Consider the following 16,077-nt stretch of genomic DNA (forward strand, 5'->3'; position numbering starts at 1 on the left):
TTCGGCCCGCGAGCGGCCATGAGCGGGTGGTGCGCCCGCCCACATCGCCCGAATTCGCCTGGGCATCGCGGCCGGACATATCGACCGAAGCGCTCGGCGATATGGGCTGGGTGCGCTCGGCGGTATCGGGCGGAGTCGGGGGCGGTCAGGTGCGGGGGCGTTCGAGGAGGCGGGACATGACGATGTTGCTGCGGGTGCGGCCGACTCGGGCGTTTTCGCGGATTCGCTCGACGGTGGCTTCGATTTCGGCCATGTCGGTGGCCATGACGTGGACGAGGGCGTCGGCCTCGCCCGCGATTGTCCAGACGCCGACCACCTGGGGGATGGGTTCGAGGCTGCGGCGGAGTTCGGCGGGGGAGATGTTGTCGCGGTAGAAGACCTCGACGTAGGCCTCGGTGCGCCAGCCGAGGGCGGCTGGATTGACGACTGCGGTGAAGCCGGTGATCTGGCCGCCCGCGACCATCTTGTCGACGCGGCGCTTCACCGCGGGGGCGGACAGTCCGACGGCGGCGCCGATGTCCTGGAACGAGGCGCGGGCGTGGTCGAGCAGGTGGGAGAGGATCTGGCGGTCTAGATCGTCCACGGATCGTTCCTTTCGCAATCGTGCACTCGCAGCGTCTCCGCACAATGAATCGCCGTAAGATCCATGATCAACGCAATGAATCGCTATTTCCCACGCAACGGTACGCCACATACCTTCAGCTCAGCCCCGTCCGCGCCGCCACCGAGGGAGTCTCGTTGACGTCCGTAGCCACCCTGCCCGCCCGTGATCCCGCCGCCCGTCGGCCCGTTCCCCGCCGCTACCTCATGTGCCGCCCGGAGCACTTCGAGGTGACGTATTCGATCAATCCGTGGATGGACACCTCCGACCCCGTGAACACCGCCCTGGCGCTCGCGCAGTGGGATGCGTTGCGGGCCGCCTACGAGGCCCATGGGCATCGGGTCGAGGTCATCGAACCCGTTGTGGGACTGCCGGATATGGTGTTTGCCGCCAATGGCGGACTCATTGTCGGCGACCGTGCGCTCTCGGCTCGCTTCGCCAATCCCGAACGCGCGCAAGAAGGCCCGGCTTACCACGAATGGATGGCCGCCCAGGGATTCGCCGCCGTCGCCGCGGCTCGCGAAATCAATGAGGGTGAAGGCGATTTCGCCATTGCCGGGGAGCGGATTCTGGCCGGAACCGGCTTCCGTAGCGCCCGTGGCGCGCACGAAGAGGTGGCCGAGTTCTTCGGATTGCCGGTCGTCTCATTGGAGCTGGTGGACCCGCGCTTCTACCACCTCGACACCGCCCTCATGGTGCTCGACGACACCATCGCCTACTACCCGGCCGCCTTCAGCGGACCGAGCGCCCGACTGCTCGCGCAGCTGTATCCGGACGCGATCATCGCCAGCGACGAGGACGCGAATGTGCTCGGCCTGAACGGTGTCTGCGACGGGTACCACGTTTTTCTCACCGAGAAGGCGACCGGGCTCGCCGAGCAACTGCGCGCACGAGGCTACGAACCGGTCGGGATCGACCTGTCGGAGCTGCTGAAGTCCGGTGGCAGCGTGAAATGCTGCACCCTCGAACTGCATCGCGTCAAAACGGGAGACGCGTCCGGAACGGACTGATCGCCGGATCGTGCAGCGGATGCGCGAGCACGAGAAAACGCAGCAGCATGATCGCACCGCTGATCTGTAGGCCCGCCAAGGGAATCTCGCCGAGGACCGCCGTGCCGACGGACATCCAGATGTCCCCGGCACCGGCGGTCACGATGTCGAACCAGGCATCCACGAGCAGCAGGATTCCGGTCGCGAAGGCCGGGAGTACCAGCATGACGCGGCGCTTCCACCCCAGGTAGGCGGTGGTCGCCATCATCAGCACCAGCAGGATGTCGTAACCGATCCAGGCCATCGACCAGTGCCGCGCGTAATACTCGGTCGGCAGCGAGAACCCGAGATACACGATCCAGGGAATCAGGGCGATACAGCCGCCGACCATCAGCGCCAACCGAACCCGCCGATGCACCTTCACCACCTCGGGCCGCGGCAGCACTCGCTCGGGCGGCGGCTGCAACCGCCGAATCAGCTCCCGCCGCTCCTCATCCGACATCCCCGCAATCTCATCATCACTGATCCGCGCCGCAGTCATACCCGCCTCCCCAACTCGATCGCCTCCGCTACCCCCACTCTGCCCCCAGACCCCCGCTCGGGTGGCGCAATCCCACGAGCATGCAATTCAGCAGGAGTCTTCTCGACGTTTGCCTGCTGAATTGCATGCTCGTCGGGGTGGCTAGTCCGCCGGGGTGATGGTGTAGCCGTCTGGGGTGGCGATGATGTCGGTTACCGCGCCCTTGGGGCGGCCGCAGCGGCGGTCGCAGCCGGACCAGTGTTGGCGGCCGGAGGCGATTACCTCGGTGGAGTCCAGGCCCTCGCGGGGGGATTGGGTTGTGGCGGTGGGGAGTACGCGGCCGGAGTCGACGGCGGCGGTGGCGTCGGCGCGGACGTCTGTCAGGGATTTGGCGCAGCCGGGCATGCCTGCGCAGGCGCTGACCTGGAGCCAGGGGGAGTTGGCGTCGAAGATCAGGCCCATGGGGGCGAGGACTCGGACGACCTGTTCGGCGGGCCATTCGTCGAGGTCGGTGATGACCAGGCTGCGCCAGGGGGTGAGGAGGATGGGGCGTTCGATGGCGGCGATGAATTCGGCGGTGCGGGCGGGGAGGGAGCCGAGGCGGACGCCCGCGCCGAGGGCGATCTTGTCGTCGTGTTGGGTCAGCCAGCCGATCGGGATGTCTTGGCGCGCAACGACTTCGATGGGGTCGCCGGACGCGTCGAGGTCGGTGCGGGCGGTCAGGAGGTGGTCGGTGACTCGGGCTCGGCCGTCGGGGATTTCGTGGAGTCGCCACTGGGCGTCGCGGAGTTCGAGGAAGCTGTGGGCGGCCGCGAGCATGAGGTCGACGGCTTCGGCGGGTGGGACGCGGACGCCGGTGTCGTTGCCCGCCAACAGGAGTGCGTAGGTGTTCTCGTCGAGGGCGTGGATGCCGATGTCGCCGCCCAGGCCGCTGACGTCGCCGCGGCCGTCGTCGAGGGTGAACAGGACGCGGCCGGGCAGCTCGGCCAGGCGGGGGGCGGCGCGCAGACCCGCGTCGAGGGCGGGGACCAGGGGATGCACATCGGTCCAGCCGCCGACTCGGCCCGAGAGGGGAGAGGCGATGATGTTGCGCACCCGCTCGTGGGTGGCGCTGGGCAGCAGGCCCGCCGCGGTGAGATGCTCACTCAGCGCCGCCGCATCGCGGACCTGCCGGAACTGCACATTGCCGCGCGACGTGAGTTCGATATTGCCGTCGCTCAAGTCGACGGCCGCCGCCGCGAGAGCCTGGAGTTGCTCGGGGGAGAGCTGCCCGCCGGGCACGCGAATGCGGGCGAGGGGACCGTCGGCTGCCTCGTGCAGGCGCAGCACGCCCGGGCAGGAATCGGGATCGGATCGCGTCATGACCTCCCCAGCCTACGGAGGACGCCGAGGTCGGGCACGCGGTGGTCACCATCTCGCGTGGTCTGTTTTGGGTATCCAAATCTAGAGATATTGCGATTTATGCATGGAAATCGCGCGTGTGTGGATGAGAAAAAGGAAGCTCCGGAGCGGGGGGCTCCGGAGCTTTGGGTGGGTGGGTCAGCCTGCGCGGTGGGGTTCTATTGCCTTGGGGGCGCCGCGGCGGCGGGCGAAGGCGGGGGTGGTTTCCCAGGTGTCGTTGAGGAGGCTGGGGACGTTGTGGTGTTCAACGTGGTCGCGGTGGACGGTGGTGGTCAAGACGGTGATGCCGAAGAGGATGGTCGCGGCGCAGATGATGCCCGCGAGCATGGCCCACTGTGTGTGACCGGATCCGGCGGCCGTGAGAGCCATGGCCAGCGTTGCGAAAGCAACCAGTGCGCAAAAGTATCCCGACCAGGCAGCAAAGCGATTCCGCCTGACCCATCCTGGAGTGGTTGGCATACCCGCAGCATACGGTCGAACCGGTCGGTCGCCCAGGGTTGCGGACGAGCCTTTGCCGCACTGTGATCCGGGCGCGTTGACGGCGTTCGCGACCGGGCGCGATAGCATCGGCGAGCTCGTCGAACGGAAGAAACCGGTGCAATTCCGGTGCGGTCGCGCCACTGTGACAGTCAGACCTTCCGGCGGGCGCCGAACCGTGCTGGGCGCGTCACCCTAGGAAGGCTTGAGACCTGTGATTCTGCTGCTGTCCACGTCCGACACCGATCTGCTGAGCGCGCGTGCCAGCGGGGCCGAGTATCGGCTCGCGAATCCGGCGCGTTTGCTGCCGGAGGATCTGCCCGGGCTGCTCGAGGGCGTCGAGCTGGTGATCGTGCGCATTCTGGGCGGTAAGCGCGCCTGGGAGGCGGGGCTGGAGACGGTGCGCGCCAGCGGGATTCCGATGGTGGCACTCGGCGGTGAGATCGCGCCGGACGCGGAGCTGATGGAGTGCTCTACGGTGCCGGGCGGTGTGGCGGCGGACGCGCACAACTACCTGGCGGCGGGCGGGCCGCGAAACCTGCTACAGCTGCACAACTTCCTGTCCGACACGGTGCTGCTCACCGGGCACGGGTTCGAGCCGCCGGTGGAGATGCCGAGCTGGGGTGAGCTGGAACGGGATTCGCGGGAGATCGCGGACGGCGCCCCGACGGTGGCGGTCGTCTACTACCGCGCCCAGCATCTGGCCGGGAACACCGGCTACATCGACGCGCTGTGCTCGGCCATCGAGGACAAGGGCGCGCGGGCGCTGCCGGTGTACTGTGCCTCGCTGCGCACCGCCGAGCCGGAGTTGCTGGCGGAGTTGCGCAAGGCCGATGCGCTGGTGGTGACCGTGCTGGCCGCGGGTGGCACCAAGCCCGCGACCGCCTCGGCGGGCGGCGATGACGAGGCCTGGGATGTGGGCGCGCTCGCGGATCTGGATGTGCCGATCCTGCAGGGGCTTTGCCTCACCAGCGGCCGTGCGCAGTGGGAGGCCAATGACGACGGTCTCTCGCCGCTGGATGTGGCCACCCAGGTGGCGGTGCCGGAGTTCGACGGGCGCATCATCACGGTGCCGTTCTCGTTCAAGGAATTCGACGCCGACGGGCTGTCGACCTATGTGCCCGATCCGGAGCGCGCGGCGCGGGTCGCGGGTATCGCGGTGCGGTACGCCCGACTGCGGCACATTCCGGCCGCGCAGAAGAAGATCGCGCTTGTGCTGTCGGCGTACCCGACCAAGCACGCCCGCATCGGCAACGCGGTGGGTCTGGACACTCCGGCGAGTGCCATCAAGCTGCTCGCCGAGATGCGTTCGGTCGGTTACGATCTCGGCGAGCCGGGCGAGATTCCTGGCCTGGAGCAGGGTGATGGCGACGCGCTGATTCACGCCTTGATCGCCGCGGGCGGCCAGGATCCGGATTGGTTGAGCGCGGAACAGTTGGAGGGCAACCCGATTCGTATCGGGGCCGATCTGTACGCGCAGTGGTTCGAGACGTTGCCCGAGGATCTGCGCGAGGCCGTCATCGAGGCGTGGGGACCGCCGCCGGGTGAGCTGTATGTCGATCGTTCGGCCGACCCCAAGGGTGAGATCGTCATCGCCGCACTGCGTTTCGGCAATGTGGTGTTGATGGTGCAGCCGCCGCGCGGGTTCGGTGAGAACCCGGTCGCGATCTACCACGACCCGGATCTGCCGCCGAGCCACCACTATCTGGCCGCCTACCGCTGGCTGGCCGCCCCGGAGGGCTTCGCCGCCGAGGCCGTGGTGCACCTGGGCAAGCACGGCAATCTGGAGTGGCTGCCCGGCAAGACCCTCGGTATGTCGGCCTCCTGCGGTACCGATGCCGCCCTGGGGGATCTGCCGTTGATCTACCCGTTCCTGGTCAACGACCCGGGTGAGGGCACCCAGGCCAAGCGCCGCGCCCACGCCACCCTGGTCGACCACCTCATTCCGCCAATGGCGCGCGCCGAAACCTACGGCGACATCTCACGTCTGGAGCAACTGCTCGACGAGCACGCGAATATCTCGGCGCTGGATCCGGCCAAGCTGCCCGCCATTCGCCAGCAGATCTGGACGCTCATGCGCGCGGCCAAGATGGACCACGATCTGGGCCTGACCGAGCGGCCCGACGAGGACGTCTTCGACGATATGCTGCTGCACGTCGACGGCTGGCTGTGCGAGATCAAGGACGTGCAGATCCGCGACGGCCTGCACGTTCTCGGTGAGGCCCCGGCGGGGGAGTCCGAGGTCGATCTGGTGCTGGCCATGCTGCGCGCGCGGCAGCTGTGGGGCGGCGAGGTCAATGTGCCGGGTCTGCGAGAAGCGTTGGGGCTCAGCGAAGCCGGGGACGAGGCCCGCGAGCGGGTGGACGCGTTCGAGCGGCTGGCGCGCGAACTGGTGTCGGCCATGCAGGAGGTCGACTGGGATGTCGACTCCATCGATGCGGTCACCGAAACCCTGCTCGGCGGTGAGCTGGCCGAGGCGGCCGGAATCACCGAGGTGGCAGGGCCTTTGGCCGAGGTGCGCCGGGTGCTCGGGTTCGCGGCCACCGAGGTGGTGCCGCGGTTGCGGCAGACCGGTGTCGAGATCGCGCGAATCCTGCACGCGCTGAACGGCGGATTCATCCCGGCCGGTCCGAGTGGTTCGCCGCTGCGCGGTCTGATCAATGTGCTGCCGACCGGGCGCAACTTCTACTCGGTCGATCCCAAGGCGGTGCCGTCGCGGCTGGCGTGGGAAACCGGTCAGGCCATGGCGGATTCGCTGCTGGCCCGGTATCTGGCCGACCACGGCGAGTACCCGCGCTCGGTGGGTCTGTCGGTGTGGGGCACCTCGGCCATGCGGACCTCCGGCGACGACATCGCCGAGGTCTTCGCCCTGCTGGGTGTGCGGCCGGTGTGGGATGAGGCCAGCCGCCGCGTGACTCGCCTGGAAGCCATCTCCCTGGAGGAGCTGGGCCGCCCGCGTATCGACGTGACCGTGCGCATCTCCGGCTTCTTCCGCGACGCCTTCCCGCACGTGCTGGCCCTGCTCGACGATGCGGTGCGCCTGGTCGCCGAGCTCGACGAGCCCGCCGAATCCAACTACGTGCGCGCCCACGCCCAGGCCGACCTGGCCGAGCACGGCGACCAACGCCGCGCCACCACACGCATTTTCGGCTCCAAGCCGGGCACCTACGGTGCGGGCCTGCTGCAGCTCATCGACTCCAAGAGCTGGCGCACCGATGACGATCTGGCGCAGGTGTACACCGCCTGGGGCGGATTCGCCTACGGCCGCGATCTCGACGGCGCGCCCGCCGCCGACGATATGCGCACCGCGTACCGGCGAATCGCGGTGGCGGCCAAGAACACCGACACCCGCGAACACGACATCGCCGACTCCGACGACTACTTCCAGTACCACGGCGGCATGGTCGCGGCGGTGCGCGCGCTCACCGGAAAGAACCCGGAGGCCTACATCGGTGACAGCACCCGTCCCGACGCGGTGCGCACCCGGACCCTGTCGGAGGAGACCACCCGCGTCTTCCGTGCGCGCGTGGTGAATCCGCGCTGGCTCGAGGCGATGCGGCGGCACGGCTACAAGGGCGCGTTCGAAATGGCCGCCACCGTCGACTATCTGTTCGGCTACGACGCCACCACGAATGTGGTCGCCGATTGGATGTATGAAAAGCTCGCCGAATCCTATGTTTTCGACGAGACCAACCGGAAGTTCATGGAACAGTCGAATCCATGGGCGCTGCACGGTATTGCGGAGCGGCTGCTGGAGGCGGCGGAGCGGAAACTCTGGGAGCAGCCCGAGGCCGAGACGCTGGATCGGCTGCGGCAGATCTACCTGGAAACCGAAGGCGAACTGGAGTAAGCGAATTCCGGTCGACGGCGGCGTGTCGGGGTGACGCGCAGGACAAAGGCGGACAACCCCGGCACCTGGGTCTTCCCTGCGCGTGTCCCTAAGAGGATCATAAGAATCGTCCCGGCGTCGTACTCGGGGAGATGTCGGGCCACCCAATGATGTTATTGGGATTGAAAATTCGAATTGGGAATTCCCCGATTTGCCGCGTCACGGGTACGCGCAATCGTTGCGGTCTTATGGTGTTACCTTCGGGTACGCCTGCTCGGCCATGCGGCGAATCGGCTCGTAGATCGCAGGGAACCATCATGAGAATTGCCAAAATCGCCGCTACCGCTTTACTTTCCGTCGCCGCGCTGTGCGTCGCCACCGTGACCGCGCACGGCGCACCCGTCGCCGCGCCCGGCATTACCGGTGCCGATCGGGGTGTCGACTATTCGGTCACGCTCGCACCGGATCGCAGCGCGGTCACCACCACCCTCACCGCGGGCCACTTCGAACTCGGCGGCGCCGGGGTGAACGTGATCGCGCCCTCGGGCGAGATCATCGGCTCGCTGCCGCTGGTCTATCAGGCCGCCGATCGCGTGCTCACCGTCGTACCCGAGGTGAACGCGGCCGGAACCGAATTGACGGTGCGGCCCGCCGATCCCACGCAGGTCGCCGCCCCGACGGCCGATGTCGTGGCGCTGCAGAGTGTCGCCAATGCCGGGTCGATCGTGGCCGGGGCGCTCATCGGCTGCGTCGTCGGCGCGGTGATCGGGTTCTTCTTCTTTGTCGTCGGCGCGATCGTCGGCTGTGGCGTCGGTGGTCTGCTCGGCGCGATCATCGCCGGAGACCAGCCTTAGAACTGGAGGTGCGCACGTCGCCGCCGGACCGGTCCCCGTCGGTTCGGCGGCCGCGCTGTGCGCGAAAAGCGTTATGCAGGAGCGATTTCGATGCCGATGGTGCCGGTGTCGCCGCGGCGCAGCTTGCTCAGGGTGATGCTGATCCAGCCCAGGATGCCGTAGCGGCGCTTGATCAGCTCGCGGGTGCGCTCCGAGCCCGCCGGGTCGAGGATGAGCGCCGAACCCTTGACCAGCTCGCCGTGGGTCTTGCCGCGGAAGTCGCACGGCTGCACGGTGACTTCGGGATTGCGCCGGATGCGCTTGACCTTCCAGCTGTCGGTGACCGTCCAGACATAGAGGCGGCCATTGTCGAGCACGGCCCATACCGGCGTCCCGACCGGCGTGCCGTCCTTCTTGAAGGTGGTCAGCTGCACATAGTTCGCCTTGCCCAATGACTCGAACGTGTTGTCCACGCCCGCAGCCTATCCGCTCGCGGGCAGCGACGTGGATCACGCGCCGAGCCATATGCGCGTGACCCCCGTCGATCCGTACCTTGGGCTCGGTACCCGATCGGCGAGGAGGCGCATGATGGCGGCAATTTCGGTTCCGGTGCTCTGGGGCGGGGATCTACCGCAGACCTTGGACTTCTATCGGACCCTGGGGTACCGGGTCACCTACGAGATGACCCGGCCCTACACCTACGGGATGGTCGAACGCGACGGATACCAGCTGCATTTCGGGCCGACACCGAAGGGGATGAACGGCAAGGGCGAGGAAGCGCATACCGGCTGTGTGGTGTTCGTCGACGAGGTCGAGCCCTGGCATGCCGAGTTCAAGGCGGCCCTGCGCGCCCGCTACGGGAAGATTCCCAGCAAGGGCGTCCCGCGAATCACCCGATTCCGGCCGGGACAGACGCGTTTCAGCGTGGTCGACCCGGTCGGCAACACCATCATCTATGTCCAGCACGATGAGCCCGACCCCGAATACGGCGGATCGAAGGAACTCGAGGGCCTGGCGCGGGTGCTCGACAATGCCCGCATCTTCCGCGACTCCAAGACCGACGATGCCACGGCGGCCCGCGCCATCGAAACCGGACTGCGCCGCCACGGCGCGACCGCCACACCCTTGGAACGGGCCCGGGCGCTGGCGATGCTCGCCGAAATCGCTGCGGCCGCAGGCGATTCCGGCCGCGTCACCGACCTGCTGGCGCAAATCGACGAACTGGGCCTCACGGAGTCGGACCGCGCGGCGATCGCCGAGGACCTGGACGCGGTCGCCGACGTGCAGGAGTGAACGGACGTGGGCAGCGTGAATCCGCCGTGATGCGCATCGATATCGCCGCATGATGCCACGATCACGCGGCCGGTGCCGGGAAAGTGTGGGGCCGGGCCGGAACTTCGTGGCGATGTGGTGGGCTCGGCCCGGCGATGCGCAGGACCCGGTCGGGACTTCGTCGCGATCAGGCGGGTTGGGCGCCGACGATGCGCAGGGCGATGGTGGCGTAGTCGGCGCCTATCTCCTCGGGGGTGCGGCGGTAGTCCTTGGTGTACCAGCGGGAGGTGTCGACGCACAGCGACATGAGCGCCAGCGTTGTCGCGTGCGTGTCGACCACATCGAACACGCCCTCGGCCACACCCGCGGCGACCAGATCGCGCAGCTGGCGGTGGATGGCGAGCTGAATGTCGATGACCTCGGCCCGGTGCTCGGGGGTCAGGTCGCCCAGGTGATGCAGCACCACCTTCACCGACGCCGCGTGGTCGGCGTGCCACACGGTCAGGTCGCCGACCACGGCGGTCAGATGGTCGGCGGCGCTGCCCGGCCCGGCCGCCGCGGCGGTGGCCACCTGCTGGGTGAGCCGCATGGACGACAGGGAGATGCGGTAGAGGACTTCCTCTTTGGAGCCGAAGTGTACGTACAGGCCCGCGGGGCTGAGCCCGGCGCGGGCCGCGATATCGCGGGTGGTGGTGGCGTGGAAGCCGCGTTCGGCGAAGGCGTCGATGGCGGCCAGGAAGATCCGGCGTTGGCCCTCGGGGAAGCGGCGCTGGGACAGCTCGAGATGCGCCACCGCGGCGGTGTCGCGGCCGTCGGTCTCGGCATTCGGCGCCACGTCGCGCGCGGCGTCGGTCGTCACGTCGTCGTTACCCATCGAATGAGTATCTCCCAGTGAATGTTTCACCCTGCCACCGGCCGGGCTCGAGGGCAGCCCGGCCGGTGGGGCACCGAAGGCCCCTCCGGCGAGAGGATTCGGCATGCCCGGTCGCTGGCTTACTTCGCCGGGGTGAGTGGCTGGTTGATGGTGGTGAAGTACTGCACCGCGGCGGCGATGGCGACCGGGGCGGTCACGAATAGTTGACCCGCCAGGGTGCCCAGGAAGCCGACGGTCGACGCGCCGAGCACACACCCGCCGAGCGGGCCGAGCCCGAAGAGGGTGGCCAGCGCACCGGTGGCGACGAGGCCGACGCCCGCGCCGACGACACAGCCCACGGCCGCGCCGCCGAGCCCGCCGACCAGCGTGCCGACCGTCGCGCCCATGCTGATGGTGTCGCGCAGGCGGTTCCACGCGGCCTGCTCCCGGTCGTACTGGGTCTTCCACGGCGCCTGATCCTCGAACGGCAGCGCCACCGGCTGGTACACCGCGTGCGCCTCATCGAAGCGCGGGCTGAGAGTTGCGGTGCGATCGGTGACCTGCGCGGTGATGGGGAAGACGAAATCGTCGACGCGGAAGGACAATTCGGTACCCGCGAGGACGGTGCCGTCGGCGGCCGCGATCTTGAAGACGCCGTTGTCGACACGCAGGCTGCCCGCGTCGGTGCGAATGACCATCGTGCCGTCTTCGGCGGTGTTCGCGACCCAGTTCACCGGGGCCTGGTCGGCGGGAGCGGGCGCGGCGTGCGCCGATCCGCAACCGATGACGGCCGAGCCGATCAACAGTGCGGAGGTGGCGGCGATTTTCCTCATCAGCGGGTCCTTCACGAGCTGGCACCTGCGGGGACAGGTGTTCTCCGTTGGCCGGAACCTGTCGGGGGTTTACGTGGCTCCGGTCACATCCAAGCTAAGCGGTCGCTTAGTTCGGCGAGGCGTTAGCTGGATCACAGCAATGTGGTCAACCCCGCGCCGCGCCTCGGAGTGTCATGAAGGGGATTTGTGTCGATCGGCCACATCGGCCGAACTCTCAGGGTGGCGGTGGAATCCGTACGGCGACGCGTTCATTCGTTGCGGGTGAGGACCTGCGGGCCGGACTCGGTAATGGCGATGGTGTGTTCGGAGTGGGCGGTGCGGGAGCCGTCGGCCGAGCGGAGGGTCCAGCCGTCGGGGTCGGTGACGATGCGGTCGGCGGTGCGGGCGAACCAGGGTTCGATGGCGAGGGTCAGGCCGGGGCGCAGGCGGTAACCGCGGCCGGGGCGACCGGCATTGGGGACGTGGGGGTCCTCGTGCATGGTGCGGCCCAGGCCGTGGCCGCCGAATTCGGTATTGATGGGGTAGCCCGCGGCGTGGGCGACGGCGGCGATGGCGGCCGACAGGTCGCCGATCGTGTTGCCCGCCTGGGCGACCGCGATGGCCGCGTCCAGGGCGTCCTCGGTGGCGCGGATCAGGCGCACGTCCTCCGGGTCGGAGGTGCCGACGATCGTGGTGACCGCAGAATCGGCGACCCAGCCGTCGATGCTCACGGCCAGATCCATGGTCAGCACATCGCCGTCGCGCAGCGCGTAGTCGAACGGGAGTCCGTGCAGCACGGCGTCGTTGACCGAGAGGCAGATGGTGTTGCGGAACGGGCCGCGACCGAACGAGGGGGAGTAGTCCCAGTAGCAGGAGACCGCGCCGCGCTGCCGGATGCGTTCGCGCACAATCGCTTCCAGCTCCAGGAGGTTCACCCCGATCTGCGCCTTCTCGCGCAGTTCGGCGAGGACCTCGGCCACGAACCGTCCGGTGACGCGCATGCGTTCGATCTCGGCGGGGCTCTTGAGCTCTACCATCACAACCTCTTTCGTTCGGTATTTTAATACCAGCGTAGCGGGTTGCGGTATTTAAATACCAGCCGTAGGGTGGCGGGCATGGTTCGACTGCCGCTCACGCCCGCCCAGCTCGAGGCCGGTCGCCGCCTGGGTGCCGCGCTGCGCGCCGCGCGCGGCGACCGGGATCTGGTGGATGTGGCCGCGAGCGCGGGTATTTCACCGGAGACGCTGCGGAAGATCGAATCGGGGCGGCTGCCCACCCCGGCCTTCGGGACCGTCGTGGCACTCAGCCGCACCCTCGACATTCCCCTCGAGGAGCTGGCCGACATCTGGCAGCCGAGCGTCGCGCACCGCCCCGCGTCCTAACTCGGCGCCCTGATCAGTCGACGGTCAGCTCCACCGGCACCGCGATCACGTCGACCATCGCGCCATTGCGCAGCACCGTCACCGGCAGCGACCGCCCGATGGCGTCGGCGAACAACTGTCGCTGAATGCCCTGCGCGTCACGGATTTCCGTGCGCGCGATGCTGAGCACCAGATCCCCGCGCCGCAATCCGGCCCGCTCGGCCGGACCGCCGCGCACCACCTCGACAATGCGCAGCCCCGCATCCTGTCCGGTGCGCGCGGCCACCGCCGTCGGCAGCGGGGCGGGCACCCCGACCACCCCGAGGTAGGCGCGCCGCACCCGCCCCTCGGTGAGCAGGGTGCTGATGATCCGCCGCGTGGTGGCATTGATCGGAATCGCCAGCCCCAACCCGATGCCCGCCACCGCCGTATTGATCCCGACCACGCATCCGGCCGAATCCGCCAGCGCCCCACCGGAATTGCCGGGGTTGAGGGCGGCGTCGGTCTGGATCACGTCCTCGATCACCCGGGCCGCGCGGCGATTGCCCACCGGCACCGAGCGACCCAGCGCGCTCACCACCCCGGCCGTCACCGACCCGGCCAAACCGAGCGGACTGCCGACGGCCACGACCAGTTGGCCGACCACCAGCCGGTCGGCGTCCCCGAGCACCACCGCGCGCGGTGCGCCCCCGCGGGCGCGAATCACCGCCAGATCCGAGAGCGGATCCACGCCCACCACATCGAATTTCGCTTCCAGCCCGTCCGCGAACACCACGGTCCCATTGCTGGCCTCGCCCACCACGTGCGCGTTGGTGAGCAGGAAGCCGTCGTCGGTGAACACCACCGCCGAGCCGCCGCCGCGGCGGGTCTGCACACTGGCCACGTGCGGGGTCACCGATTTGGCGACCGCGATCACGGTGCGCGAGTAGGAGTCCAGCGCCGCGGCGTCGGGGGTTCCGAAGCCGGGCTGGGCGACCGGCTCGGAGTTCGCGTTCTCGTCCATCGACGAGAGGGCAGCTTCGTCGTCCACGACGACCACCATCCCGATTACATGATTACATTGCCTCTGGCACCAGAATGCGCGCGCATCGGGCATCGCGACAACCGGTTCGCCGACAGCGCAACCGTGTTCAGCGGATGGTGTACTTCAGGTGGGTGACGCGGGTGCCGGGAATGATCTCCGGATCCTCGAGCAGCACGGGCGCGTTGCCCAGCGCGCCGAACAGCGGGACACCGCCGCCGAGCAGCACCGGGACGATATCGACCGAAATCTCTTCCAGCAGGCCCTGTTCCAGGCATTGGCGGGCGACGTCGCCGCCGCTGACCCCGACCATCTTGTCCCCGGCGATGCCGCGCGCCACATCGATGGCCGCCTTCACGCCACCGGTGACGAAGGTGAACGGGGCGTCGGGGTGCTCGGCGATCCAGTCCTCGGGGACGTTGTGGGTGACCACCACGATGGGCTTGTCGGCCGGGTGGATGCCGCCCCACCCGTTGGTCAGGGTGAACAGTCGCTTGCCGACGACGTAGACGCCGACGCTGTCGAGCCAGTTTTGCAGGTAGTCGGCATCGGAGGGGGTGAGGTTGAACGGGATCTCGGGGTGGGTGCTGGCGATCGGGACGTCACCGCTCTGGTACCAGGCGAACAGGTGCTCGAACCCGGTTTCGTCGGGGCCCGCGATGAAGCCGTCGAGGGACATGCTCGCGCCGGTGACTACCTTGCTCATGGTCTTACTCCTTCATGTGTGGAACGAAACGGCGAGGATTGCCGTCTCTGCGATGAAGTCGGAGCCGGTATCGGGGAATCATCGTTCATCTCGAAAAAAGTTTTCGCGAAACCATGGCGCGCAACGGTTTCCCGTCCGAACACCGCCGACGCGGGGATGATGGACCGCAGATCCAGGCAGGACGGGGGCGCGGCGAATGGTCGAGATCGAGGTCCGGGAGCTGGCCCGGGGGCAGCTGCGCCAGGCGGCGGCGGTGCTCGGGCGCGGGATGCGCGACAACCCCATCAACCGGGCCGCGTTCGCCGCGGATTCGGGTCGGCGCGAGCGGGTGCTGACCAGGTTCTTCCGTCCGGCCGTGCACGGCTTGGCCGGGCGTGGGACCGTCGGCGGGGCCTTGCGGGAGGGACGGGTCGTCGGTGTGTGCGGCATGGCACCGCCGGGTCGGTGTCATACGACGCCGGGGGAGAAGGCGCGCATCCTGCCCACGGTCGTGCTGGGCACCCCGCCGGGCACGACCGGGCGGGTGGTGCGCTGGAGTAATGCGTGGGCGCAGCGCGATCTGGCCGAACCGCATTGGCATTTGGGACCGGTGGCGGTGGATGCCGGGCTGCAGGGGCTCGGCATCGGGACGCTGATGCTCACCGATTTCTGTGCGCGCGTGGATGATCGGGGTGCGGCGGCCTATCTCGAGACCGACAAGCCCGAGAACGTGCGGTTCTACGAGCGATTCGGATTCGCCGTCATCGACGAGGCCGAGGTGCTGGGGGTCCCGAACTGGTTCATGCGCCGACCGCGCATGTAGTGCGCCGTGGCGTTTGCGCTGCTCAACCGGGTGCGAAAAAAATTCGAGAAATTTTCGCGGCGGATGTCGAGAACCGTCGGGCGGCTCCGTCCCTGGTGCATGGAACCGAACGAGATCACCGAAATCCTGAACCGTCCGCTCAGCCAGGAACTGCTGGCTCGCGACCTGACCCGCCTGGCGTATGTCGCCACCGACGGCACCCCGCGCAGCATTCCGATCGCCTTCCACTGGAACGGCACCGAACTCGTGTTGTGCACCAGCAAGAACGCCCCGAAACTGCACGCGCTGCGCAAGAACCCGATGGTCGCGCTGACCATCGACACCGAGGTGCATCCGCCCAAGATCCTGCTCATTCGCGGCCGGGTCGAATTGGATGTCGTGGACGGCATTCCCTGGGAGTACCTGCAGATGAACGGCAGCTACCAGATGACCGCCGAGCAGCGCGTCGAGTGGGAGGCCGAGGTGCGCTCGCTCTATGACGGCATGGTCCGCATTGTCGTCACCCCGACCTGGGCAAAACTCATCGATTTCGACACCACCCTGCCCAGCGCGGTCGAGGAACTGATCCGCGAACGCGCCGAACGCTCCAACGCCTGAGAT

Annotated in this window: 17 protein-coding genes; 7 read left to right on the forward strand and 10 right to left on the reverse strand. The window is 68.2% G+C overall.

All coding sequences use genetic code 11. The annotated features are described in order from the left end of the window. Positions 1 to 145: 145 nt before the first annotated feature. On the reverse strand, positions 146 to 583 hold the full coding sequence (locus VMT40_RS21870) for an Lrp/AsnC family transcriptional regulator (RefSeq protein WP_326310721.1): 438 nt from the start codon (positions 581 to 583) through the stop codon (positions 146 to 148). A gap of 155 nt (positions 584 to 738) precedes the next feature. On the opposite strand from VMT40_RS21870, the gene ddaH reads away from it, so the two are divergent. Next, positions 739 to 1,611 carry a dimethylargininase gene (gene ddaH, locus VMT40_RS21875; protein ID WP_442790031.1) on the forward strand — a complete coding sequence of 291 codons (873 nt, stop codon included), beginning with the start codon at positions 739 to 741 and terminating at the stop codon, positions 1,609 to 1,611. Here ddaH and VMT40_RS21880 read toward each other — a convergent pair. From VMT40_RS21880 to VMT40_RS21890, 3 genes are all read right to left on the reverse strand, one after another. Next, the gene (locus VMT40_RS21880; protein ID WP_326360447.1) at positions 1,580 to 2,131 is read right to left on the reverse strand and encodes a hypothetical protein; all 552 of its coding nucleotides are present in this window, start codon (positions 2,129 to 2,131) and stop codon (positions 1,580 to 1,582) included. The two genes, ddaH and VMT40_RS21880, sit on opposite strands and share 32 nt — an antisense overlap. 141 nt (positions 2,132 to 2,272) lie before the next feature. Then, a complete protein-coding gene (cobG, locus tag VMT40_RS21885; RefSeq protein WP_326360448.1) occupies positions 2,273 to 3,472 on the reverse strand; it encodes a precorrin-3B synthase in 1,200 nt (399 codons plus the stop codon). Between the two features lie 177 nt (positions 3,473 to 3,649). Then, positions 3,650 to 3,880 (reverse strand): hypothetical protein, encoded by a 231-nt coding sequence (locus VMT40_RS21890; protein WP_326360449.1) that lies wholly within the window; start codon positions 3,878 to 3,880, stop codon positions 3,650 to 3,652. Between the two features lie 322 nt (positions 3,881 to 4,202). On the opposite strand from VMT40_RS21890, the gene cobN reads away from it, so the two are divergent. Together cobN and VMT40_RS21900 are read left to right on the forward strand one after the other, a co-directional pair. Further along, positions 4,203 to 7,838, forward strand: a complete 3,636-nt coding sequence (gene cobN, locus VMT40_RS21895; RefSeq protein WP_326361719.1) for a cobaltochelatase subunit CobN — start codon at positions 4,203 to 4,205, stop codon at positions 7,836 to 7,838. Between the two features lie 296 nt (positions 7,839 to 8,134). Then, positions 8,135 to 8,671 carry a hypothetical protein gene (locus tag VMT40_RS21900; protein WP_326360450.1) on the forward strand — a complete coding sequence of 179 codons (537 nt, stop codon included), beginning with the start codon at positions 8,135 to 8,137 and terminating at the stop codon, positions 8,669 to 8,671. Positions 8,672 to 8,742: 71 nt separating this feature from the next. Here VMT40_RS21900 and VMT40_RS21905 read toward each other — a convergent pair whose 3' ends face one another. Beyond that, positions 8,743 to 9,123, reverse strand: coding sequence for a PPOX class F420-dependent oxidoreductase (locus VMT40_RS21905; protein ID WP_326360451.1), 381 nt, complete (start codon positions 9,121 to 9,123; stop codon positions 8,743 to 8,745). 115 nt (positions 9,124 to 9,238) lie between these two features. Here VMT40_RS21905 and VMT40_RS21910 point away from each other — a divergent pair, with 115 nt between their 5' ends. Continuing rightward, on the forward strand, positions 9,239 to 9,943 hold the full coding sequence (locus tag VMT40_RS21910; protein ID WP_326360452.1) for a glyoxalase: 705 nt from the start codon (positions 9,239 to 9,241) through the stop codon (positions 9,941 to 9,943). 166 nt (positions 9,944 to 10,109) lie between these two features. Here the strand turns inward: VMT40_RS21910 and VMT40_RS21915 are convergent, their stop codons facing one another. The 3 genes from VMT40_RS21915 to map form a co-directional block, all read right to left on the reverse strand. Beyond that, the gene (locus tag VMT40_RS21915) at positions 10,110 to 10,796 is read right to left on the reverse strand and encodes a TetR/AcrR family transcriptional regulator (protein ID WP_326360453.1); all 687 of its coding nucleotides are present in this window, start codon (positions 10,794 to 10,796) and stop codon (positions 10,110 to 10,112) included. A gap of 119 nt (positions 10,797 to 10,915) precedes the next feature. Then, positions 10,916 to 11,608: a hypothetical protein gene (locus tag VMT40_RS21920; RefSeq protein WP_326360454.1), complete on the reverse strand. Its 693-nt coding sequence runs from the start codon at positions 11,606 to 11,608 to the stop codon at positions 10,916 to 10,918. 248 nt (positions 11,609 to 11,856) lie between these two features. Beyond that, positions 11,857 to 12,624 carry a type I methionyl aminopeptidase gene (gene map / locus VMT40_RS21925; RefSeq protein ID WP_326360455.1) on the reverse strand — a complete coding sequence of 256 codons (768 nt, stop codon included), beginning with the start codon at positions 12,622 to 12,624 and terminating at the stop codon, positions 11,857 to 11,859. Between the two features lie 78 nt (positions 12,625 to 12,702). On the opposite strand from map, the gene VMT40_RS21930 reads away from it, so the two are divergent. Beyond that, complete coding sequence (locus VMT40_RS21930; RefSeq protein WP_326360456.1) at positions 12,703 to 12,969, forward strand: helix-turn-helix transcriptional regulator; 267 nt, start codon at positions 12,703 to 12,705, stop codon at positions 12,967 to 12,969. A 13-nt stretch (positions 12,970 to 12,982) separates the two neighbouring features. Here the strand turns inward: VMT40_RS21930 and VMT40_RS21935 are convergent, their stop codons facing one another. Continuing rightward, the gene (locus VMT40_RS21935) at positions 12,983 to 13,951 is read right to left on the reverse strand and encodes a S1C family serine protease (protein WP_326361720.1); all 969 of its coding nucleotides are present in this window, start codon (positions 13,949 to 13,951) and stop codon (positions 12,983 to 12,985) included. Between the two features lie 127 nt (positions 13,952 to 14,078). Continuing rightward, a complete protein-coding gene (locus VMT40_RS21940) occupies positions 14,079 to 14,675 on the reverse strand; it encodes a dihydrofolate reductase family protein (protein ID WP_326360457.1) in 597 nt (198 codons plus the stop codon). A 196-nt stretch (positions 14,676 to 14,871) separates the two neighbouring features. On the opposite strand from VMT40_RS21940, the gene VMT40_RS21945 reads away from it, so the two are divergent. Both VMT40_RS21945 and VMT40_RS21950 read left to right on the forward strand, forming a co-directional pair. Further along, complete coding sequence (locus VMT40_RS21945) at positions 14,872 to 15,477, forward strand: GNAT family N-acetyltransferase (protein ID WP_326360458.1); 606 nt, start codon at positions 14,872 to 14,874, stop codon at positions 15,475 to 15,477. A 99-nt stretch (positions 15,478 to 15,576) separates the two neighbouring features. Next, positions 15,577 to 16,074 carry a pyridoxamine 5'-phosphate oxidase family protein gene (locus VMT40_RS21950; protein WP_326360460.1) on the forward strand — a complete coding sequence of 166 codons (498 nt, stop codon included), beginning with the start codon at positions 15,577 to 15,579 and terminating at the stop codon, positions 16,072 to 16,074. The last annotated feature ends 3 nt before the right edge of the window (positions 16,075 to 16,077 follow it).

The sequence above is a fragment of the Nocardia sp. CDC160 genome (genome assembly GCF_035818795.1).
In the GTDB taxonomy this organism is placed as follows: Bacteria; Actinomycetota; Actinomycetes; order Mycobacteriales; family Mycobacteriaceae; genus Nocardia.

What these genes read in the sequence shown, in the direction of transcription:
- VMT40_RS21910 (WP_326360452.1), top strand. Translation starts at nt 9,239, where the DNA reads ATGGCGGCAATTTCGGTTCCGGTGCTCTGGGGCGGGGATCTACCGCAG.
- map (WP_326360455.1), bottom strand. Translation starts at nt 12,624, where the DNA reads ATGGTAGAGCTCAAGAGCCCCGCCGAGATCGAACGCATGCGCGTCACC.
- VMT40_RS21890 (WP_326360449.1), bottom strand. Translation starts at nt 3,880, where the DNA reads ATGGCTCTCACGGCCGCCGGATCCGGTCACACACAGTGGGCCATGCTC.
- VMT40_RS21915 (WP_326360453.1), bottom strand. Translation starts at nt 10,796, where the DNA reads ATGGGTAACGACGACGTGACGACCGACGCCGCGCGCGACGTGGCGCCG.
- VMT40_RS21950 (WP_326360460.1), top strand. Translation starts at nt 15,577, where the DNA reads ATGGAACCGAACGAGATCACCGAAATCCTGAACCGTCCGCTCAGCCAG.
- cobG (WP_326360448.1), bottom strand. Translation starts at nt 3,472, where the DNA reads ATGACGCGATCCGATCCCGATTCCTGCCCGGGCGTGCTGCGCCTGCAC.
- VMT40_RS21945 (WP_326360458.1), top strand. Translation starts at nt 14,872, where the DNA reads ATGGTCGAGATCGAGGTCCGGGAGCTGGCCCGGGGGCAGCTGCGCCAG.
- VMT40_RS21920 (WP_326360454.1), bottom strand. Translation starts at nt 11,608, where the DNA reads ATGAGGAAAATCGCCGCCACCTCCGCACTGTTGATCGGCTCGGCCGTC.
- VMT40_RS21900 (WP_326360450.1), top strand. Translation starts at nt 8,135, where the DNA reads ATGAGAATTGCCAAAATCGCCGCTACCGCTTTACTTTCCGTCGCCGCG.
- VMT40_RS21880 (WP_326360447.1), bottom strand. Translation starts at nt 2,131, where the DNA reads ATGACTGCGGCGCGGATCAGTGATGATGAGATTGCGGGGATGTCGGAT.
- VMT40_RS21935 (WP_326361720.1), bottom strand. Translation starts at nt 13,951, where the DNA reads ATGGACGAGAACGCGAACTCCGAGCCGGTCGCCCAGCCCGGCTTCGGA.
- VMT40_RS21940 (WP_326360457.1), bottom strand. Translation starts at nt 14,675, where the DNA reads ATGAGCAAGGTAGTCACCGGCGCGAGCATGTCCCTCGACGGCTTCATC.
- VMT40_RS21930 (WP_326360456.1), top strand. Translation starts at nt 12,703, where the DNA reads ATGGTTCGACTGCCGCTCACGCCCGCCCAGCTCGAGGCCGGTCGCCGC.